This window comes from Streptomyces sp. Y7, assembly GCF_043195415.1.
Lineage (GTDB): Bacteria > Actinomycetota > Actinomycetes > Streptomycetales > Streptomycetaceae > Streptomyces.
Map to the genome: position 1 here is coordinate 36,090 of NZ_JBIDDQ010000017.1, position 15,524 is coordinate 51,613.

The window sequence follows — 15,524 nt, forward strand, 5'->3', positions numbered from 1 at the left end:
CCGTCAACAGCGCGAAGGGGTGGTGTGCCCGTGGGTGACCTGGGGATACACCACCCCTTCACATTTCCTACGATGCCGCCATGAAGCAAGCGGTGGCGCAGTTGCGTTGGGAGCGGCACACCCAGCGGCCCCTTTTCGGTCTGGCCCTGGCATTCGCCGTGGCCTACGCGGTGCCGATCGTCCGCCCCGACGCGAGCCGCGTGGTGGTGGACGTGTGCCTCGCGGTGGAGTGGGTGGTGTGGGGGGCGTTCGCGCTGGACTACGTGGTCCGGCTGGCGCTCGCCGAGCGGCGACGGGAGTTCGTACGGTCGCACTGGCTGGACCTGGGCGCCGTGCTGCTGCCGTTGATACAGCCGCTGCGGCTGCTCCGGCTGGTGTCGACGCTGCTGCTGGTGGGGCAGCGGGCGCGGATGGCGTCCCAGATACGGCTCACCACCTATGTGGCGGGGGCCGTGGTGGGCCTGATGATGTTCGGCTCGCTGGCGGTGCTGTCCGTCGAACGGGACTCGCCGGACGGGAACATCAAGACGCTGGGTGACGCGGTGTGGTGGTCGTTCACGACCATGACGACCGTGGGGTACGGCGATCACGCCCCGACCACGGGGGTGGGGCGGATGCTCGCCGTTGGGCTGATGCTCTCCGGCATCGCCCTGCTCGGTGTGGTCACCGCGAACATCGCCGCGTGGTTCATAGCGCGGTTCGAGATGGACGACGTCGAAGAGCGCCGCCAGACCGAGGCCATACGGGTGCTCACGGACGAGGTCCGGGCCCTGCGGGCGGAGGTCGCGGCGCTGTCGGGGGGCGCGGCCGCGGCCGACGTGACCGTGCCGACCCCCGGCGCGCGGGGAACGGCGCGATCGGCAACCGACGGCCCGCAGCCGCCTTCCGATGTGAAGCCCCGCGTTCCCGGGCACTGAGCGCTCCGCCGGAACGACGGTGTCAATCCGCGGCCGAGCGGGGGCCGTTCGCGCCCGCGCGGCGGAGCCGCACCTTGATACGGCCCCGCGCTCCTTACGGGGCGCTACCGCACCGGACTTCGAGCGGGACCGCTCAGAACAGCCCGGTGCCCGGCGAAGCCGCCCCCGCCAGCCAGATGATCGCCAGCAGCGTGTCGATGGCGCCCAGCACCACGGCGATCAACGCCGGGACGTGGCGGGCTCCGGACCAGGTACGGCCCATGGACAGCCAACCGCAGATGATCGCCACCGGGCCGAGGATGATGCCCAGTACGAAGAACCCGGCGACCGCGCAGATGGCTCCGATGATCCCCAGTGTCGCGCTGTCCGGCCCGGTCCGTGACCACGTCCGGCCACGTGAGCGGGGGTGCCTGCGCGTTCCGTGTGAGAAGCCCGCCATCGTCAACTCCCTGATTCGGCGTTCGACTTGGCGAGTACCCACGGTGCGCGACTCATGCCTGCGTGTCGGGCCCGCGGCGCGCTGACCCCCTCCGGCAGCGCGCCACAGGCCCTGGCTTGACCCACTGTGACCTGCGTGCTTGGCGGAGGGGAAGGATCTTCGACGGAGTCACTCTGATGGGCGAACTCCGCCGGGATCCCGTCAGATGTGCGCCGCTCCCGCTCCCGCTTCCGCGTTCTCGCCGCGCTTGGTGAGGAACGCGACCGCGACGGCCACGAGCGCCACACCGGCGGCGACGAGGGAGGCGAGGCTCATGCCGGAGATGAACGTGTCGTGCGCCACGTCCGTGATCTTCGCCGCGATGGCGTCCGGCGTCCCCGGTGCGACCGGAGCCACACCCACCTGGACCGCCTCGGAGGCCTGGGCCTCCTGGGCCGGGGTGAGCGCCGGCAGTCCGGCGTCGGCCCAGTTGCCGGCGAGGTCGCTGTCGACCTTGGAGGCCATGACGGCGCCGAGGACGGCCGTACCGAGGCTGCCGCCGATCTGCATCGCGGCCTGCTGGAGGCCGCCGGCCACACCGGACAGCTCCATGGCCGCGTTGCCGACGATGACCTCGGTGGCGCCGACCATGACCGGCGCGAGGCCGAGTCCGAGCAGCGCGAACCAGACCGACATGATGCCGCTGCCGGTGTCCGTCTCCAGCGTGGACATGCCGTACATGGCGATCGCGGTGAGCGCCATGCCGCCGGCCAGCGGGACCCGGGGGCCGAACTTGGTGATCATCGCGCCCGCGAGCGGGGAACCGACGATCATCATGCCGGTGAGCGGCAGCAGGTGCAGGCCCGCGTCGATCGGGCTCATGCCGTGGACGTTCTGCAGGTAGAACGTCACGAAGAACAAGCCGCCCATGAAGGCGATGGCCATCAGCACCATCAGGACGACACCCGCCGAGAGCGGGACCGACCGGAACAGGGCCAGCGGGATCAGGGGCTCCTTGACCTTCGTCTCCCAGAAGGCGAAGAGCACGAAGCCGATCACCGAGGCGGCTATGAACGCCCACGTCTTGCCGTCGCCCCAGCCCCACTCGGGGGCCTTGATGAGCGCCCAGACCAGGCAGAACATCGCGGCGGACAGCAGGGCGATGCCCAGGATGTCGAAGGAGCGCGGGGCGTTCTCGGCGCGGTGGTCGAGCAGGATCAGCACGCCGAGGACGACGGCGAGGATGCCGACGGGCACGTTGATGAAGAAGACCGACTGCCAGTTGACGTGCTCGACGAGGACACCGCCGAGGATCGGGCCGCCGGCGGTCGAGGCACCGATGACCATGCCCCAGATGCCGATGGCCATGTTGAGCTTCTCGGCCGGGAAGGTCGCGCGCAGCAGGCCGAGCGCGGCCGGCATCAGCAGCGCGCCGAACAGGCCCTGGAAGACCCGGAAGGTCACGACCAGCGCGATGCTGTCGGACATACCGATGGCACCGGAGGCGGCGGCGAAGCCGACCACGCCGATCAGGAAGGTCTGGCGGTGCCCGAAGCGGTCACCGAGCTTGCCGGCGGTGATCAGGGACACCGCGAGGGCGAGGAAGTAGCCGTTGGTGATCCACTGCACCTCGGCGAAGGTGGCGCCGAGGTCCTTCTGGATGGCCGGGTTGGCGATGGCCACGATGGTGCCGTCGAGGGCCACCATCATGACCCCGACCGCGACGGTGATGAGGGTGAACCAAGGGTGCCCGCGCAGCCCCTTGGCCGGTGTCGCGTCCGACGGGACCGCCGGTGCGTCGCCCCCCGACCCCGTCTTGTCGATGGTGGTCTGACTAGTCATGTGTTCGAGGCTAATGACAGCCGCTGACAATTGACAAACCAATTCACAAGTCGGTAACTGACACCCATGGAAACACTGCGCGAACGCAAGAAGCAGCGCACCCGGGACGCGCTGCTGCGTACCGCGCTGGAGCTCTTCACCAGTCGGGGCTACGAACACACGACGGTCGACGACATCGCCGCGGCCGTCGATGTGTCGCAGCGCACGTTCTTCCGCTACTTCGCGGGCAAGGAGGAGGCCGCCCTCGCGCTCCAGGACATGACGGTGGCGCACTTCCTGGACGCGGTGCGCGCCCGTCCGCCCCACGAGCCGCCCCTGGAGGCGCTGCGGCAGGCGGTGCTGGAGGGCTGGGACTCGCTGCACGACGTGATCGAGGCCGTCGCGCCGGTCGAGCTGTATCTGCGCATGTACCAGGTGGTCGAGTCGACCCCCGTGCTGCTCGCCGCCCATCTGCGCAAGTCCGTGGAGATCGAGGAGGCGATCGCCGTCATCCTCGCCGAGCGGGAGGGGGTCGACCTCGCGACGGATCCCCGGCCGCGCCTCACCGTCGCCGTGTTCGGCGGAGTGATGCGGCTGACGGAGCGTCAGTGGAGCACGGGAGAGGACTTCAGTCTCGACGCGATGCGGGCACTGACCGTCTCGCATCTCGAACAGGTGGGCCCCGCACTCAGCGAGAGCTGGCGAACACACTGAGGTCATGGGCGTGTTCACAACGTCGTGATCGAAACGTGATACCTGTCACTTGGTTAACGCGAGACCCGCCCGTTCTCCTAGTGTGTCCTCCCAGTGACTTCCTTCGACACCTCCCCGCAACTGAACGTCTGGCGCGCACTTCTCGCGCTGGCCGTGGTGTTCGTGATGCTGGCGACCACCGGTTGGACCGCCCTGCGCCACCACCGCAGCGCCGCCCCGCTCCAGGCCTCGCTCAGCGCCTGGGAGCAGGGCAGCATCGCCGGGCACCGGCTGCCGGCCGCCGACTCCTCCCCCACCCGGCTCGCCCGCTTCTTCGCCTCGCTCACCGACGCGGAGCGCACCAGCCTCGTCCACCGCTATTCGCTCGCGGTCGGCAACATGAACGGCGCGCCGGTCGAACTGCGCTACCGCGCGAACCGTGTCGCGCTCGACGACGCCCGCGAGGTCGAGCTCACACGCATGCACGACAAACGGCTCACGCCCGACGGACAGCGCGAGGCGGGCCGCCGTATGCATCGCTTCGAGGACATGATGCGGCCGGACCGGCACATCCTCGCCTTCGACCCGGAGGGATCGGGGCGGGCCGCGGAGGTGTTCGGGGACCTGGCCAAGGCCGAGCGGATCTCGGTCGTGGTGCCGGGCGTCGACACCGACCTGCTCACCTTCCAGCGCACCAACCGCAAGTACACGGCACCGGTCGGCATGGCCGAGTCGCTGTACGCGGCCGAGCGCGAGGCCGACCCCACGACGCGTACGGCCGTGATCGCCTGGGCCGACTACACCACGCCGAACGGGCTCGGCATCGACTCGGCGACGGCGATGCGGGCGCAGTCCGGAGCCGTGCGTCTGAACGCGCTGGTGCGGGGACTGCCCGGCGGCTCGCCCGTCTCGCTGTTCTGCCACAGCTACGGCTCGGTGCTCTGCGGCCTGGCCGCGCCGGCGCTGCCCGAGCGGGTGGCCGACATAGCGGTCGCCGGCAGCCCCGGGATGCGGGTCACGAGGGCCTCCCAGCTGGGTACGTCCGCACATGTGTGGGCGATGCGGGACGCGGACGACTGGGTGCAGGACGTGCCGTATCTGGAGGTCGGCGGGCTGGGACACGGGGAGGACCCGGTGTCCTCGGCGTTCGGCGCGCGAGTGCTGTCGGCCTGGGACGCGAAGGGACACAGCGGCTATTTCGAGCCGGGTACGGAAAGCGTGGCGAACTTCGCCGAGATCGGGGTCGGCGCGTACCACGCGGTGCGCTGCGCACGGGATGCCGAGGCCTGTCGGGCGGGTTTGTCCGACACGGCGTCGGCCGGACGCGCGTAGAAGCGCAGGAATTGCGGTGTGCGCAGGGTGGCGACGGAGGAGCACGTGCCGCATACGATGAGCCGCATGGGTGACGTACTGGCCGGATTTCATGCCGCCTGGGAGTTCGAGTCCGACTCCGTGCTCATCCGTTACGAACGGGGGATTCGAACACCTAAGCTCTTTCAGGCCCTCGGTGAGCGACGTGTTCCCTATGCGGCGATCGCCGGTGTGTCGCTGACGCCGGGCAGGCGCGGGACGGTCGCGCTGCGCATCGAGCCCAGGCAGGGCGCCGATCCACTGCTGGAGGCGGCGGCCGGGCAGTTGAAGGAGGGCGGCGATCCGTACCGGCTGGTGCTGCCCGCGGAGCGCGAGACGCTGGCCGAGTACTACGGCGACGAACTGCGGGCGCAGCTCACGGAGTCCGGGCCGGCCGAGGAGTTCCTCGTGGGGGCGCCCGAAGTGCCGATGCATTTCAAGGCATATGACGCCAAAGCATCCTTCGACGGCAACATTGTCCGTTTCAGGTGGTTTTGGACTGGTGCGTCCTCCGCGAAGTGGAAGGCCGGCGATCAGAGCTTCCCGGTGGGCGAGCTGAGCGGCGTGGAGTGGCGGTCGCCGGAGGTGTTCGAGGGACATCTGCGGCTGCTGCGGCGGGACTCGGCGGACGGGCAGCCCGCGCAGGCGGATCAGGATCCGGCGGCCGTGGTGTTCGGGCTCGGATACGGGCCGGTGCACGAGTCGTTGCCGTTCGCGGCGGCGGTGCTGTCCGCGGTCCGCAGGAGCGGGCCGGTCGCCGCGGTGCCGGCGAGTGCGCCGAGGCGCGACCCGGCCGACATCGCGGAGCGGATCCGGCATCTGGGAGAGCTGCATGAGGCGGGGCTGGTGACGGACGAGGAGTTCTCCTCGAAGAAGGCGGAGTTGCTGGCGCAGCTCTAGGGCTCCGCCGGCTGCCGGGTTCTGCTTGTTCGGCGGCTGCGGGTCGGTGGGGGCCGGCCGCGCAGTTCCCCGCGCCCCTTGCGGCGCTGCAGATCTCGGCGCCTTCTACTCCCTGCCCCCGGACGCGAAGGACATGTCCGCGTACCGGTCGCCCGCCACCTTCCCGGCGATCGGTTCCAGCGCGGTCAGTTCCTCCTCGGTCAGCACGATCCGTGTCGCTGCTGTGTTCTCCTCCACTCGGGTCGGCCTGCGGGTGCCCGGGATGGGGATGATCGGGAGGGTGTGGACCGAGGCGCGCTGCTGTACCCAGGCCAGGGCGATCTGCCCGAGGGTGGCCCCGTGGGCCTCGGCGACCGTGCGGATCGGGTCCAGGAGGGCGGCGTTGGCCGCGGCGTTCTCGCCGGTGTAGCGGGGCTGCTGGCGGCGGAAGTCGTCGGCGGTGAGGTCCTCGGCCTTGGCGAAGGAGCCGGTGAGGAAGCCGCGCGCCAGCGGGGAGTACGGCACCAGGGTCACGCCCAGTTCGCGGGCGGCCGGCACCACCTTCGCCTCGATGTCACGGCTGAACAGCGACCACTCGGACTGCACGGCCGCGATCGGGTGCACGGCGTGCGCGGCGCGCAGCTCGGCCGCCGTCACCTCGCTGAGGCCGAGTTGCTTGATCTTGCCCTCACGGACCAGGTCCGCCATGACGCCGACGGTCTCCTCCAGCGGGACCGCCACGTCGCGGCGGTGCATGTAGTAGAGGTCGATCACCTCGACGTCCAGGCGCTTCAGGCTCGCCTCGACGCACTGGCGTATGTAGGGCGCGTCGTTGCGGATGATCCGCCTGGTCGGGTCGTCCGGGTGGATCGCCAGACCGAACTTGGTGGCGATCACCAACTCGTCGCGGTGGGCCCGGAAGAACGGGGAGAGGAACTTCTCGTTCTCCCCCGCCCCGTACGCGTCCGCCGTGTCGTACAGCGTGACGCCCAGCTCCAGGGCCCGCTCCAGGGTCGCCCTGGACTCGTCCGCGTCCGAGGGGCCGTAGGCGAAGCTCATGCCCATGCAGCCGAGGCCCTGGACACCGACCTCGGGTCCGGTCGCGCCCAGTCGTGCCGTCGCGATCCTGCTGTCCGTCATCCGGCCTTCTCCGTCTTCTCCTGCTCGTACAGACGCCCGGCGTCCGCGTAGAAACTGATCTTCCGGTCGAGTACGGCGAGCGTGTCCTGGAGCTCGGCGATCCGGGCGAGGACGTCGCGCCGGGTCGTCTCCAGCAGCTCGAAGCGCTCGCCGAAGGTGTGGTCGCCCTCGCGCACCAGCTCGGCGTACCGGACCATGTCGGCGACGGGCATGCCGGTCAGCCGCAGCTTGCCGACGAGGTCGAGCCAGTCCAGGTCCCGGTTGCTGTAGCGGCGCTGGCCCGTGTGCGAACGGTCGACGTGCGGCATCAGGCCGATCCGCTCGTACCAGCGCAGGGTGTGGGCCGTCAGCCCGGTGAAGGCGACGACCTCGCTGATCGTGTAGCTGTCCTGGCCTGCCGGACGCCGGTGGGGGTGCGGCGGGGCGGCGCAGCTGTCGGTCCTGGTACTCGTGGTCTCCATCACCGTCATGACCTCAACGCTATGACCTTGGAGTGCGCTCCAAGCAAGCGGAAACGGTAAGAAAACCGCGGGACATCGCGCGATCGCCATGACTAGCGTGCCGGACATGAGTCTCGTACGCCGTGCCCTGCCCGAGGACGCCGCCGAGGTGCTGCGGCTGCGCCAGGTGATGATCGACGCGCTGCCCGGCGGGGACCGGTCCACGGGCTGGCACACCGAGTCCCTGCCGGCGCTGACGGCGAGGCTGGGCGAGGCGGACAGGGACTTCGCCGCCTTCGTGGTCGACCATCCGGACCTGCCGGGGGCGCTGGCCGCGCTGGTGGCCGGGACGATCGACTACCGGATCGGGAAGGCCGGCAATCCGCGCGGCCTGACGGGGTACGTCTTCAGCGTCGCCACCGATCCGCGGGCCCGCCGCCGGGGCTACGCGCGCGCGTGCATGGACGAGCTGCTGGAGTGGTTCCGCGAGCGGGGCGCCGGACAGGTCATGCTGACCGCGTCCGCGGAGGCCGAGCCGCTCTACGCCGGCCTCGGCTTCGTCCACAAGCCGGACCCCACGATGATTCTGAGGCTCTGAGCGGCTTAGGCTCACAGGCATGTCCTTGCAGAGCCTCGCACTGATCGAGAACTGGCCGGTGCCCACCGCGGCAGCGGGTGTCGTACGCGCGGACGGCACGGTCGTGGGTACGCACGGCCCCGTCGGGCACCGCTTCCCGCTCGCCTCGGTCACCAAGCCGCTGGCCGCGTACGCGGTGCTCGTCGCCTACGAGGAGGGCGCGGTCGAGCTCGACGAGCCCGCCGGACCCGAGGGGTCGACGGTGCGGCACCTGCTCGCGCACACCTCGGGGCTGGCCTTCGACGAGCACCGGGTGACGGCCCCGCCCGGGGAGCGGCGGCTGTACTCCAACGCCGGGTTCGAACAGCTCGGGGGCCATGTCGCCAAGGCGACCGACATCCCGTTCGCGGAGTATCTGCGGCAGGCCGTGCTGGAGCCGCTGGGTATGACGGCCACCTCCCTGGAGGGCTCTCCGGCCAAGGACGGCGTGTCGAGCGTCGAGGACCTGCTGCGCTTCGCGGCGGAGATGCAGGCGCCCCGGCTGCTGGACCCGCGCACGGTCGCCGCGGCGATGACCGTGCAGTACCCGGGGACGAAGGGTGTGCTTCCGGGGTACGGCCACCAGAACCCCAACGACTGGGGGCTCGGCTTCGAGATCCGGGACGGCAAGTCGCCGCACTGGACGGGTGCGGCGTCCTCGCCGCGCACCTTCGGGCACTTCGGCCAGTCGGGTACGTTCCTGTGGATCGACCCCGACGCGCGCGCGGCCTGCGTCGCGCTGACGGACCGGGCGTTCGGGCCGTGGGCCGTCGAGGCGTGGCCGCCGTTCACGGACGCGGTGCTGGCCGGGCTGTAGCCGCGGTTCACCTGTCCTGGGGCGACCCGGGCTCCGGCAGGGCGCCGAGCTTCTCGCCGGCGCCCTCGGTGTCGATGTGCGGCAGGATCCTGTCCAGCCAGCGGGGCGTCCACCAGGCGTGCTCGCCCAGCAGGGTCATCACGGCCGGCACCATGAGCAGCCGCACCACCGTGGCGTCGATGAGCACACTGACGGCGAGCCCCAGGCCCAGCATCTTGACGACGATGTTGTCGCTGATGATGAACGCGGCGAAGACGCTCACCATGATCAGTGCCGCGCAGGTGATCACCCGCGCGGTGATCTCCAGCGCGTGGGCGACCGAGTCCTTGGCGTCCCCGGTGCGCTTCCACGCCTCGTGCACCCGGGAGAGCAGGAAGATCTCGTAGTCCATGCTCAGCCCGAAGATGATCGCGAACATCATCATCGGCACATAGCTCTCGATGGGCACCTTGCCGTGCACGCCCAGGGCCGGCCCGCCCCAGCCCCACTGGAAGACGGCGACCACGACGCCGTACGAGGCCGCGATCGACAGGACGTTGAGGACGGCCGCCTTCACGGCGACCAGGAGGCCGCGGAAGACCGCCAGGACGATCAGGAAGGCGAGGCCGACCACGACGAGGATGATCAGCGGCAGCCGCTCGGCGACGATGTTGCGGAAGTCGACCTGGGCGGCCGTGGTCCCGGTGACATAGCCCTTGGCGTCGGTGCCGGAGGCCGCGTCGGGGAGCGTGTGGTCGTAGAGGCGGTTGACGAGGTCGGTGGTGTCCTTGTTCTGCGGGGACACCGACGAGTAGACCGTGCCGACCAGGACGTCGCCGTCCTGCGTCGGCTGCAGGGGGCTGACGAAGGCGGTCCCGGACGCGTCGTTCAGGGCCTGCTGGGTCTTCGAGGCCAGGTCGGAGCGCTGCGAGTCCGGTACGTTCGTCTGGTCCACGACGACGGTGAGCGGCCCGTTGGAGCCCGCGCCGAAGGCGTCCGTCATCAGGTCGAAGGCCCGCCGGTCGGTGAAGGACGTGGGGTCGGCGCCGTCGCCGATGTGACCGAGCTGGATCGAGAACACGGGGATGGCCAGCACCGCGACGGTGACCACGCCGGCGGACAGGTACCGCCACGGATGGTGCTCCACGCGCTTCGCGTACCGGTGCCAGGTGCCCTGGGAGATGTCGCCGCCGGCCTCCGTCTCGGCGATGGGCCGGCGCACGTGCCAGCGGTCGATGTTGCGGCCGACCAGCCCCAGCAGGGCCGGGACCAGGGTCAGTGCGCCCAGGACGGCGGAGACGACGGTGACGGCCGCGGCGACGCCGAGCAGGCCGATGAAGTTCACCCCGGACACCCACAGGCCCATCAGGGCGACGATCACCGTGGTGCCGGAGACCAGGACCGCGCGTCCGGAGGTGGCGGCGGCGTGGCCGGCCGCGCGCACCGGATCGGCGCCGTCCATGAGGTTCTGCCGGTGCCGGGTGAGCAGGAAGAGGGCGTAGTCGATGCCGACGCCGAGGCCGATCATCGTGGCGAGGGTGGGCGAGACCGTGGCGAAGGTGAACGCGAGGGCGAGCAGCCCGAGGCAGGCCAGTCCGCCGACCACCGCGATCAGGGCGGAGATCAGCGGCAGGAAGGCGGCGATCAGGCTGCCGAAGCCGATCAGCAGGACGACGATGGCGACGCCGAAACCGATCGCCTCGCTGATCCGGTCGTTGCCTGCGGGCCGCTCCAGCTCGCCGAGGGATCCGCCATACTCGACCTCGACGCCGGCCTGTCTGAGCGGCTCCACGGCCTTGTCGACGCCGTTCAGATAGCTGTCGCCCAGCAGGGAGGGCTGCTCGTCGAAGCGGATGGTGATGTAGCCGGTCTTCCCGTCCGAGGAGAGCGGCCCGACCTTGGAGGAGGTGGCCTCCAGCGGGTTCTGCACGCTCAGTACGTGCGACAGCTTCTGCAGGTCGGAGACGGTCGTCGACATCTGTGAGCCGAACGAGGTCAGGGCCTTGTCCGCGTCGTGCATGACGATCTGGCTGCTGTACCCGCCGGCCTGCGGATCGTGCTCCTTGAGGACGTCCAGGCCCTTCTCGGACTGCACGTCGGACAGGGCGAAGTTGTCCGAGTACTCCCCGCCGTGGATGTGATTGAGAGCCTGGAGGACGCCGAGCGCCACGACCCAGGCGACGATCACGATCACGAAGTGGTGGGCACACCACTCACCGAGCCGTCGCAGTCCCCCTCTCGGGGCGTCGCCCTGTCCCCCTGTGGTCTTGCCTCGTGCCATGGGCTCGGCTCTTCTCTGCCGGGCGGGTTTGAGATCTCCATTTGACGATGCCCCGACCACTTGGGCATCTCGAACGTCACCGCTACCCGGCCATCTCCCACATCAGCAGCTCCGCCGCGCTCAGCCCCACGGCCTCCACGTCCTTGGCGTCCGTGATGCGTGCCGCGTCCCCGGCGCCCAGTTCCTCGCCGTCCAGACGCACCGCGCCGCGCACGACGTGCACGTACAGGTACGCCCCGTCCGGCACGGCCGTGCGCTCGCCCGCGGCCAGTCGGCGTACATGGAGCATGGCGCCCGCCTCGGGGACGGCGTACGGCGTGGAGTCGGCGATGCCGTGGACGATCTCGTACGCCGGGTCGCCGCCCCGCGTGAGTGGGGCCAGCCAGGTCTGGAGGAAGGTCAGGGGCACCTCGGCGTCGTTGCGCTCCACGTGCCGCACGCCGCCCGCCGAGCTCAGCCGCTGGACGTCGCCGGGGCCGACCCGGGTCTCGTGGCCGGTGGAGTCGCGGTGGGTGAGCTCGCCCTCGACGACCCAGGTCACGATCTCGGTGTGGCTGTGCGGGTGCTCGTCGAAGCCTGCGCCGGGCGCGAGCCGCTCCTCGTTGCAGGCGATCAGCACGCCGAACCGGAGGTTGTCGGGGTCGTAGTGCGGGCCGAAGGAGAAGGCGTGGCGCGACTCGATGCCCGAGGCCGGATCCCCTCCCGGATAGCGCTCCGCGGCGCGCCGTACATCCATCACGCGCACCACGGTAGCCCTGCCGAGGGGCCCGCACCGACTCCGGTCACGTGGCTCACCGCACCGGCGTGAGGCGCCCCGCAGGCGACCGAACCGTCGAGCACAGCCCCCTCCGGCACGCACTCGCGTCCGGATAAGGCAGTCTTGTCCCCGTGCCCGAACCCGAAGCCCGTAAGTCCGCAGCCGCGCACGACGTCCATTCCCACTCCGCGACCCTGAAGCGGCTGGAGAAGTCCTCCGGTTCCCTCGCCGCTCAGGCCATCGCGCGGATGGACGAGACGCTGCCGTGGTACCGGGCGATGCCCCCGGAGAACCGTTCCTGGATCGGTCTCGTCGCCCAGGCCGGTATCGCCGCCTTCACCGAGTGGTTCCGGCATCCCGACGCGCCGCAGGCCATCTCCACCGACGTCTTCGGGACGGCCCCGCGCGAACTGACCCGGGCCATCACGCTGCGGCAGACCGTGGAGATGGTGCGCACGACCATCGAGGTCATGGAGTCGGCGATCGACGAGGTCGCCGCTCCCGGCGACGAGAGCGTGCTGCGCGAGGCGCTGCTCGTCTACGCCCGGGAGATCGCCTTCGCCACCGCCCAGGTCTACGCCCAGGCCGCCGAGGCACGCGGTGCCTGGGACGCCCGCCTGGAGTCGCTCGTCGTCAACGCCGTCCTCAGCGGCGAGGCCGACGAGGGGGCCGTGTCGCGGGCCGCCGCGCTCGGCTGGAACTCGCCGGAGCATGTGTGCGTGGTGCTCGGTACGGCACCCGACGGGGACAGCGAGCTGACCGTGGAGGCCATCCGGCGGGCCGCCCGGCACGCCAAGCTCCAGGTGCTGACCGGGGTGCTCGGGGACCGGCTGGTGGTGATCGCGGGCGGCAGCGACAGCCCGATCGCCGTGGCCAAGTCGCTGATCGGCCCGTACGCGGCCGGACCCGTCGTGGCGGGCCCCGTCGTACCGGATCTGCTGGCCGCGACACGGTCCGCGCAGGCCGCCGCGGCGGGGCTGAAGGCGTGTTCCGCCTGGCAGGACGCCCCGCGGCCGGTGCTCGCGGACGATCTGCTGCCGGAGCGTGCCATCGCGGGCGATCCGAGCGCGCGCGAGCAGTTGGTGGAGGAGATCTACAGACCGCTGGAGGAAGCGGGCTCCGCTCTTCTGGAGACGCTCTCCGTCTATCTCGAACAGGCGAGCAGTCTGGAGGGCGCGGCACGGATGCTGTTCGTGCATCCCAACACCGTGCGCTACCGGCTTCGACGTGTGACTGACGTCACCGGCTGGTCGCCGTCCGATGTACGCTCCGCGTTCACGTTGCGGATCGCGCTGATCCTGGGGCGTCTGGCCGACGGCGATCTCCAGCTCTAGGCTTTTGTCGGGGCCCCACAAAACCCCCTGCTGTTCTTCGTCCTTGTCCCCACGGGCGGCGCTGCCCGTACCCAAGAGAGAGTGTGAGAGTGCTCGTACTCGTCGCTCCCGGCCAGGGCGCCCAGACGCCCGGCTTCCTGACCCCCTGGCTCGAACTGCCCGGTGCCGCCGACCGCCTCGGTGCCTGGTCGGACGCCATCGGACTGGACCTCGCCCACTACGGGACCCAGGCCGACGCCGACGCCATCCGGGACACCGCCGTGGCGCAGCCGCTGCTCGTCGCGGCCGGCATCCTGTCCGCCGCGGCACTGGGTGACATTAGTCCCGGTGCCGTCGCCGGCCACAGCGTCGGTGAGATCACCGCGGCCGCCTACGCGGGCGTCCTCGACGACACCGCCGCGCTGACCCTCGTGCGCAAGCGCGGCCTGGCCATGGCCGAGGCCGCCGCGATCACCGAGACCGGCATGTCGGCGCTGCTCGGCGGCGACCCGGAGGTCAGCGTCGCGCACCTGGAGAAGCTGGGGCTGACCCCGGCGAACATGAACGGCGCCGGGCAGATCGTGGCCGCCGGCACGATGGAGCAGCTCGCCGCGCTGAACGAGGACAAGCCGGAAGGCGTGCGCAAGGTCGTCCCGCTGAAGGTCGCCGGCGCGTTCCACACGCACCACATGGGCCCGGCCGTCGACAAGCTGGCCGAGGCGGCCAAGGAGCTCGTCCCCGGCGACCCCAAGGTCACCTACGTCTCCAACAAGGACGGCCACGCGGTCGCCACCGGCGCCGAGGTGCTGGAGCGGCTCGTCGGGCAGGTCGCCAACCCGGTCCGCTGGGACCTGTGCATGGAGACCTTCAAGGAGCTCGGCGTCACGGCCCTGATCGAGGCGTGCCCGGGCGGCACGCTGACCGGTCTGGCCAAGCGCGCGCTGCCGGGTGTGAAGACCCTGGCTCTCAAGACCCCCGACGACCTGGACGCTGCTCGCGAGCTCATCGCAGAGCACGCCTGACAAGGAGCCCGGAGCATGGCGAAGCTGAAGCCCAGCAAGGGCGCCCCGTACGCGCGCATCCTCGGCGTGGGCGGTTACCGCCCCACGCGTGTGGTGCCCAACGAGGTGATCCTGGAGAAGATCGACTCGTCCGACGAGTGGATCCGTTCGCGCTCCGGCATCGAGACGCGGCACTGGGCGAGCGACGAGGAGACCGTCGCCGCGATGTCGATCGAGGCGTCCGGCAAGGCCATCGCCGACGCCGGGATCTCCGCCGAGCAGATCGGCGGCGTGATCGTCTCGACCGTCTCGCACTTCAAGCAGACCCCGGCCGTCGCCACCGAGATCGCCGACAAGCTCGGCACGAACAAGGCCGCCGCCTTCGACATCTCGGCCGGCTGCGCGGGCTTCGGCTACGGTCTCACCCTCGCCAAGGGCATGATCGTCGAGGGCAGCGCGGAGTACGTCCTGGTCATCGGCGTCGAGCGGCTGAGCGACCTCACCGACCTGGAGGACCGCGCGACGGCCTTCCTGTTCGGTGACGGCGCCGGAGCGGTCGTCGTGGGCCCCGCCAAGGAGCCCGCCATCGGCCCGACCGTCTGGGGCTCCGAGGGCGACAAGTCCGAGACGATCAAGCAGACCGTGCCGTGGACGGACTACCGCGCCGGCGAGGTCGACAAGTTCCCGGCGATCACGCAGGAGGGCCAGGCGGTCTTCCGCTGGGCCGTGTTCGAGATGGCGAAGGTCGCCCAGCAGGCGCTGGACGCGGCCGGGATCACCTCGGACGAGCTGGACGTCTTCATCCCGCACCAGGCCAACGAGCGGATCATCGACTCGATGGTGAAGACACTGAAGCTGCCGGAGCACGTCACGGTCGCCCGTGACGTGCGCACCACCGGCAACACCTCGGCCGCCTCGATCCCGCTCGCGATGGAGCGGCTCCTGGCGACCGGCGAGGCGAAGAGCGGCGACACCGCGCTCGTCATCGGATTCGGGGCGGGTCTCGTATACGCCGCCACGGTCGTTACTCTCCCCTAGGCACTCCGTGCCGGATCATGTGAGCCGGCACGGGAAACGCACCACCTGCCGCTCACGCGGCGGA

15 protein-coding genes are annotated in these 15,524 nt (G+C 70.6%); 9 read left to right on the forward strand and 6 right to left on the reverse strand.

Going from position 1 to position 15,524, the window contains the following annotated elements; genetic code table 11:
* The first annotated feature begins 80 nt into the window (after positions 1 to 80).
* Positions 81 to 917, forward strand: coding sequence for a potassium channel family protein (locus tag ACGFW6_RS31175; RefSeq protein WP_393517213.1), 837 nt, complete (start codon positions 81 to 83; stop codon positions 915 to 917).
* Between the two features lie 133 nt (positions 918 to 1,050).
* Here ACGFW6_RS31175 and ACGFW6_RS31180 read toward each other — a convergent pair whose 3' ends face one another.
* Positions 1,051 to 1,356 (reverse strand): small hydrophobic protein, encoded by a 306-nt coding sequence (locus ACGFW6_RS31180; RefSeq protein ID WP_393517216.1) that lies wholly within the window; start codon positions 1,354 to 1,356, stop codon positions 1,051 to 1,053.
* A 201-nt stretch (positions 1,357 to 1,557) separates the two neighbouring features.
* Entirely contained in the window at positions 1,558 to 3,177 is a 1,620-nt protein-coding gene (locus tag ACGFW6_RS31185; RefSeq protein WP_393517219.1) for an MFS transporter, read from the reverse strand.
* Positions 3,178 to 3,243: 66 nt separating this feature from the next.
* Between ACGFW6_RS31185 and ACGFW6_RS31190 the strand changes: the two genes are divergently transcribed.
* From ACGFW6_RS31190 to ACGFW6_RS31200, 3 genes are all read left to right on the forward strand, one after another.
* Entirely contained in the window at positions 3,244 to 3,870 is a 627-nt protein-coding gene (locus ACGFW6_RS31190) for a TetR family transcriptional regulator (protein WP_393517222.1), read from the forward strand.
* Between the two features lie 93 nt (positions 3,871 to 3,963).
* Entirely contained in the window at positions 3,964 to 5,181 is a 1,218-nt protein-coding gene (locus tag ACGFW6_RS31195) for an alpha/beta hydrolase (protein WP_393517225.1), read from the forward strand.
* A 57-nt stretch (positions 5,182 to 5,238) separates the two neighbouring features.
* Complete coding sequence (locus ACGFW6_RS31200) at positions 5,239 to 6,099, forward strand: DUF4429 domain-containing protein (RefSeq protein ID WP_393517577.1); 861 nt, start codon at positions 5,239 to 5,241, stop codon at positions 6,097 to 6,099.
* 105 nt (positions 6,100 to 6,204) lie between these two features.
* Here the strand turns inward: ACGFW6_RS31200 and ACGFW6_RS31205 are convergent, their stop codons facing one another.
* Positions 6,205 to 7,218 carry an aldo/keto reductase gene (locus tag ACGFW6_RS31205; protein ID WP_393517228.1) on the reverse strand — a complete coding sequence of 338 codons (1,014 nt, stop codon included), beginning with the start codon at positions 7,216 to 7,218 and terminating at the stop codon, positions 6,205 to 6,207.
* Entirely contained in the window at positions 7,215 to 7,688 is a 474-nt protein-coding gene (locus ACGFW6_RS31210) for a MerR family transcriptional regulator (RefSeq protein WP_380856448.1), read from the reverse strand. The genes ACGFW6_RS31205 and ACGFW6_RS31210 overlap by 4 nt, the downstream gene beginning before the upstream one ends.
* A gap of 97 nt (positions 7,689 to 7,785) precedes the next feature.
* Here ACGFW6_RS31210 and ACGFW6_RS31215 point away from each other — a divergent pair, with 97 nt between their 5' ends.
* On the forward strand, positions 7,786 to 8,256 hold the full coding sequence (locus tag ACGFW6_RS31215) for a GNAT family N-acetyltransferase (protein ID WP_393517231.1): 471 nt from the start codon (positions 7,786 to 7,788) through the stop codon (positions 8,254 to 8,256).
* A gap of 19 nt (positions 8,257 to 8,275) precedes the next feature.
* Positions 8,276 to 9,091 (forward strand): serine hydrolase domain-containing protein, encoded by an 816-nt coding sequence (locus tag ACGFW6_RS31220; RefSeq protein ID WP_393517234.1) that lies wholly within the window; start codon positions 8,276 to 8,278, stop codon positions 9,089 to 9,091.
* A 7-nt stretch (positions 9,092 to 9,098) separates the two neighbouring features.
* Here ACGFW6_RS31220 and ACGFW6_RS31225 read toward each other — a convergent pair whose 3' ends face one another.
* Positions 9,099 to 11,351: an MMPL family transporter gene (locus ACGFW6_RS31225; protein ID WP_393517237.1), complete on the reverse strand. Its 2,253-nt coding sequence runs from the start codon at positions 11,349 to 11,351 to the stop codon at positions 9,099 to 9,101.
* An 82-nt stretch (positions 11,352 to 11,433) separates the two neighbouring features.
* On the reverse strand, positions 11,434 to 12,087 hold the full coding sequence (locus ACGFW6_RS31230) for a pirin family protein (RefSeq protein WP_393517580.1): 654 nt from the start codon (positions 12,085 to 12,087) through the stop codon (positions 11,434 to 11,436).
* A 152-nt stretch (positions 12,088 to 12,239) separates the two neighbouring features.
* Here ACGFW6_RS31230 and fasR point away from each other — a divergent pair, with 152 nt between their 5' ends.
* The 3 genes from fasR (at position 12,240) to ACGFW6_RS31245 (ending at position 15,460) form a co-directional block, all read left to right on the forward strand.
* Positions 12,240 to 13,442, forward strand: a complete 1,203-nt coding sequence (gene fasR, locus ACGFW6_RS31235) for a fatty acid biosynthesis transcriptional regulator FasR (protein ID WP_393517240.1) — start codon at positions 12,240 to 12,242, stop codon at positions 13,440 to 13,442.
* A gap of 89 nt (positions 13,443 to 13,531) precedes the next feature.
* Positions 13,532 to 14,443, forward strand: coding sequence for an ACP S-malonyltransferase (locus ACGFW6_RS31240; RefSeq protein WP_346179832.1), 912 nt, complete (start codon positions 13,532 to 13,534; stop codon positions 14,441 to 14,443).
* Between the two features lie 15 nt (positions 14,444 to 14,458).
* Complete coding sequence (locus ACGFW6_RS31245; RefSeq protein ID WP_393517243.1) at positions 14,459 to 15,460, forward strand: ketoacyl-ACP synthase III; 1,002 nt, start codon at positions 14,459 to 14,461, stop codon at positions 15,458 to 15,460.
* The last annotated feature ends 64 nt before the right edge of the window (positions 15,461 to 15,524 follow it).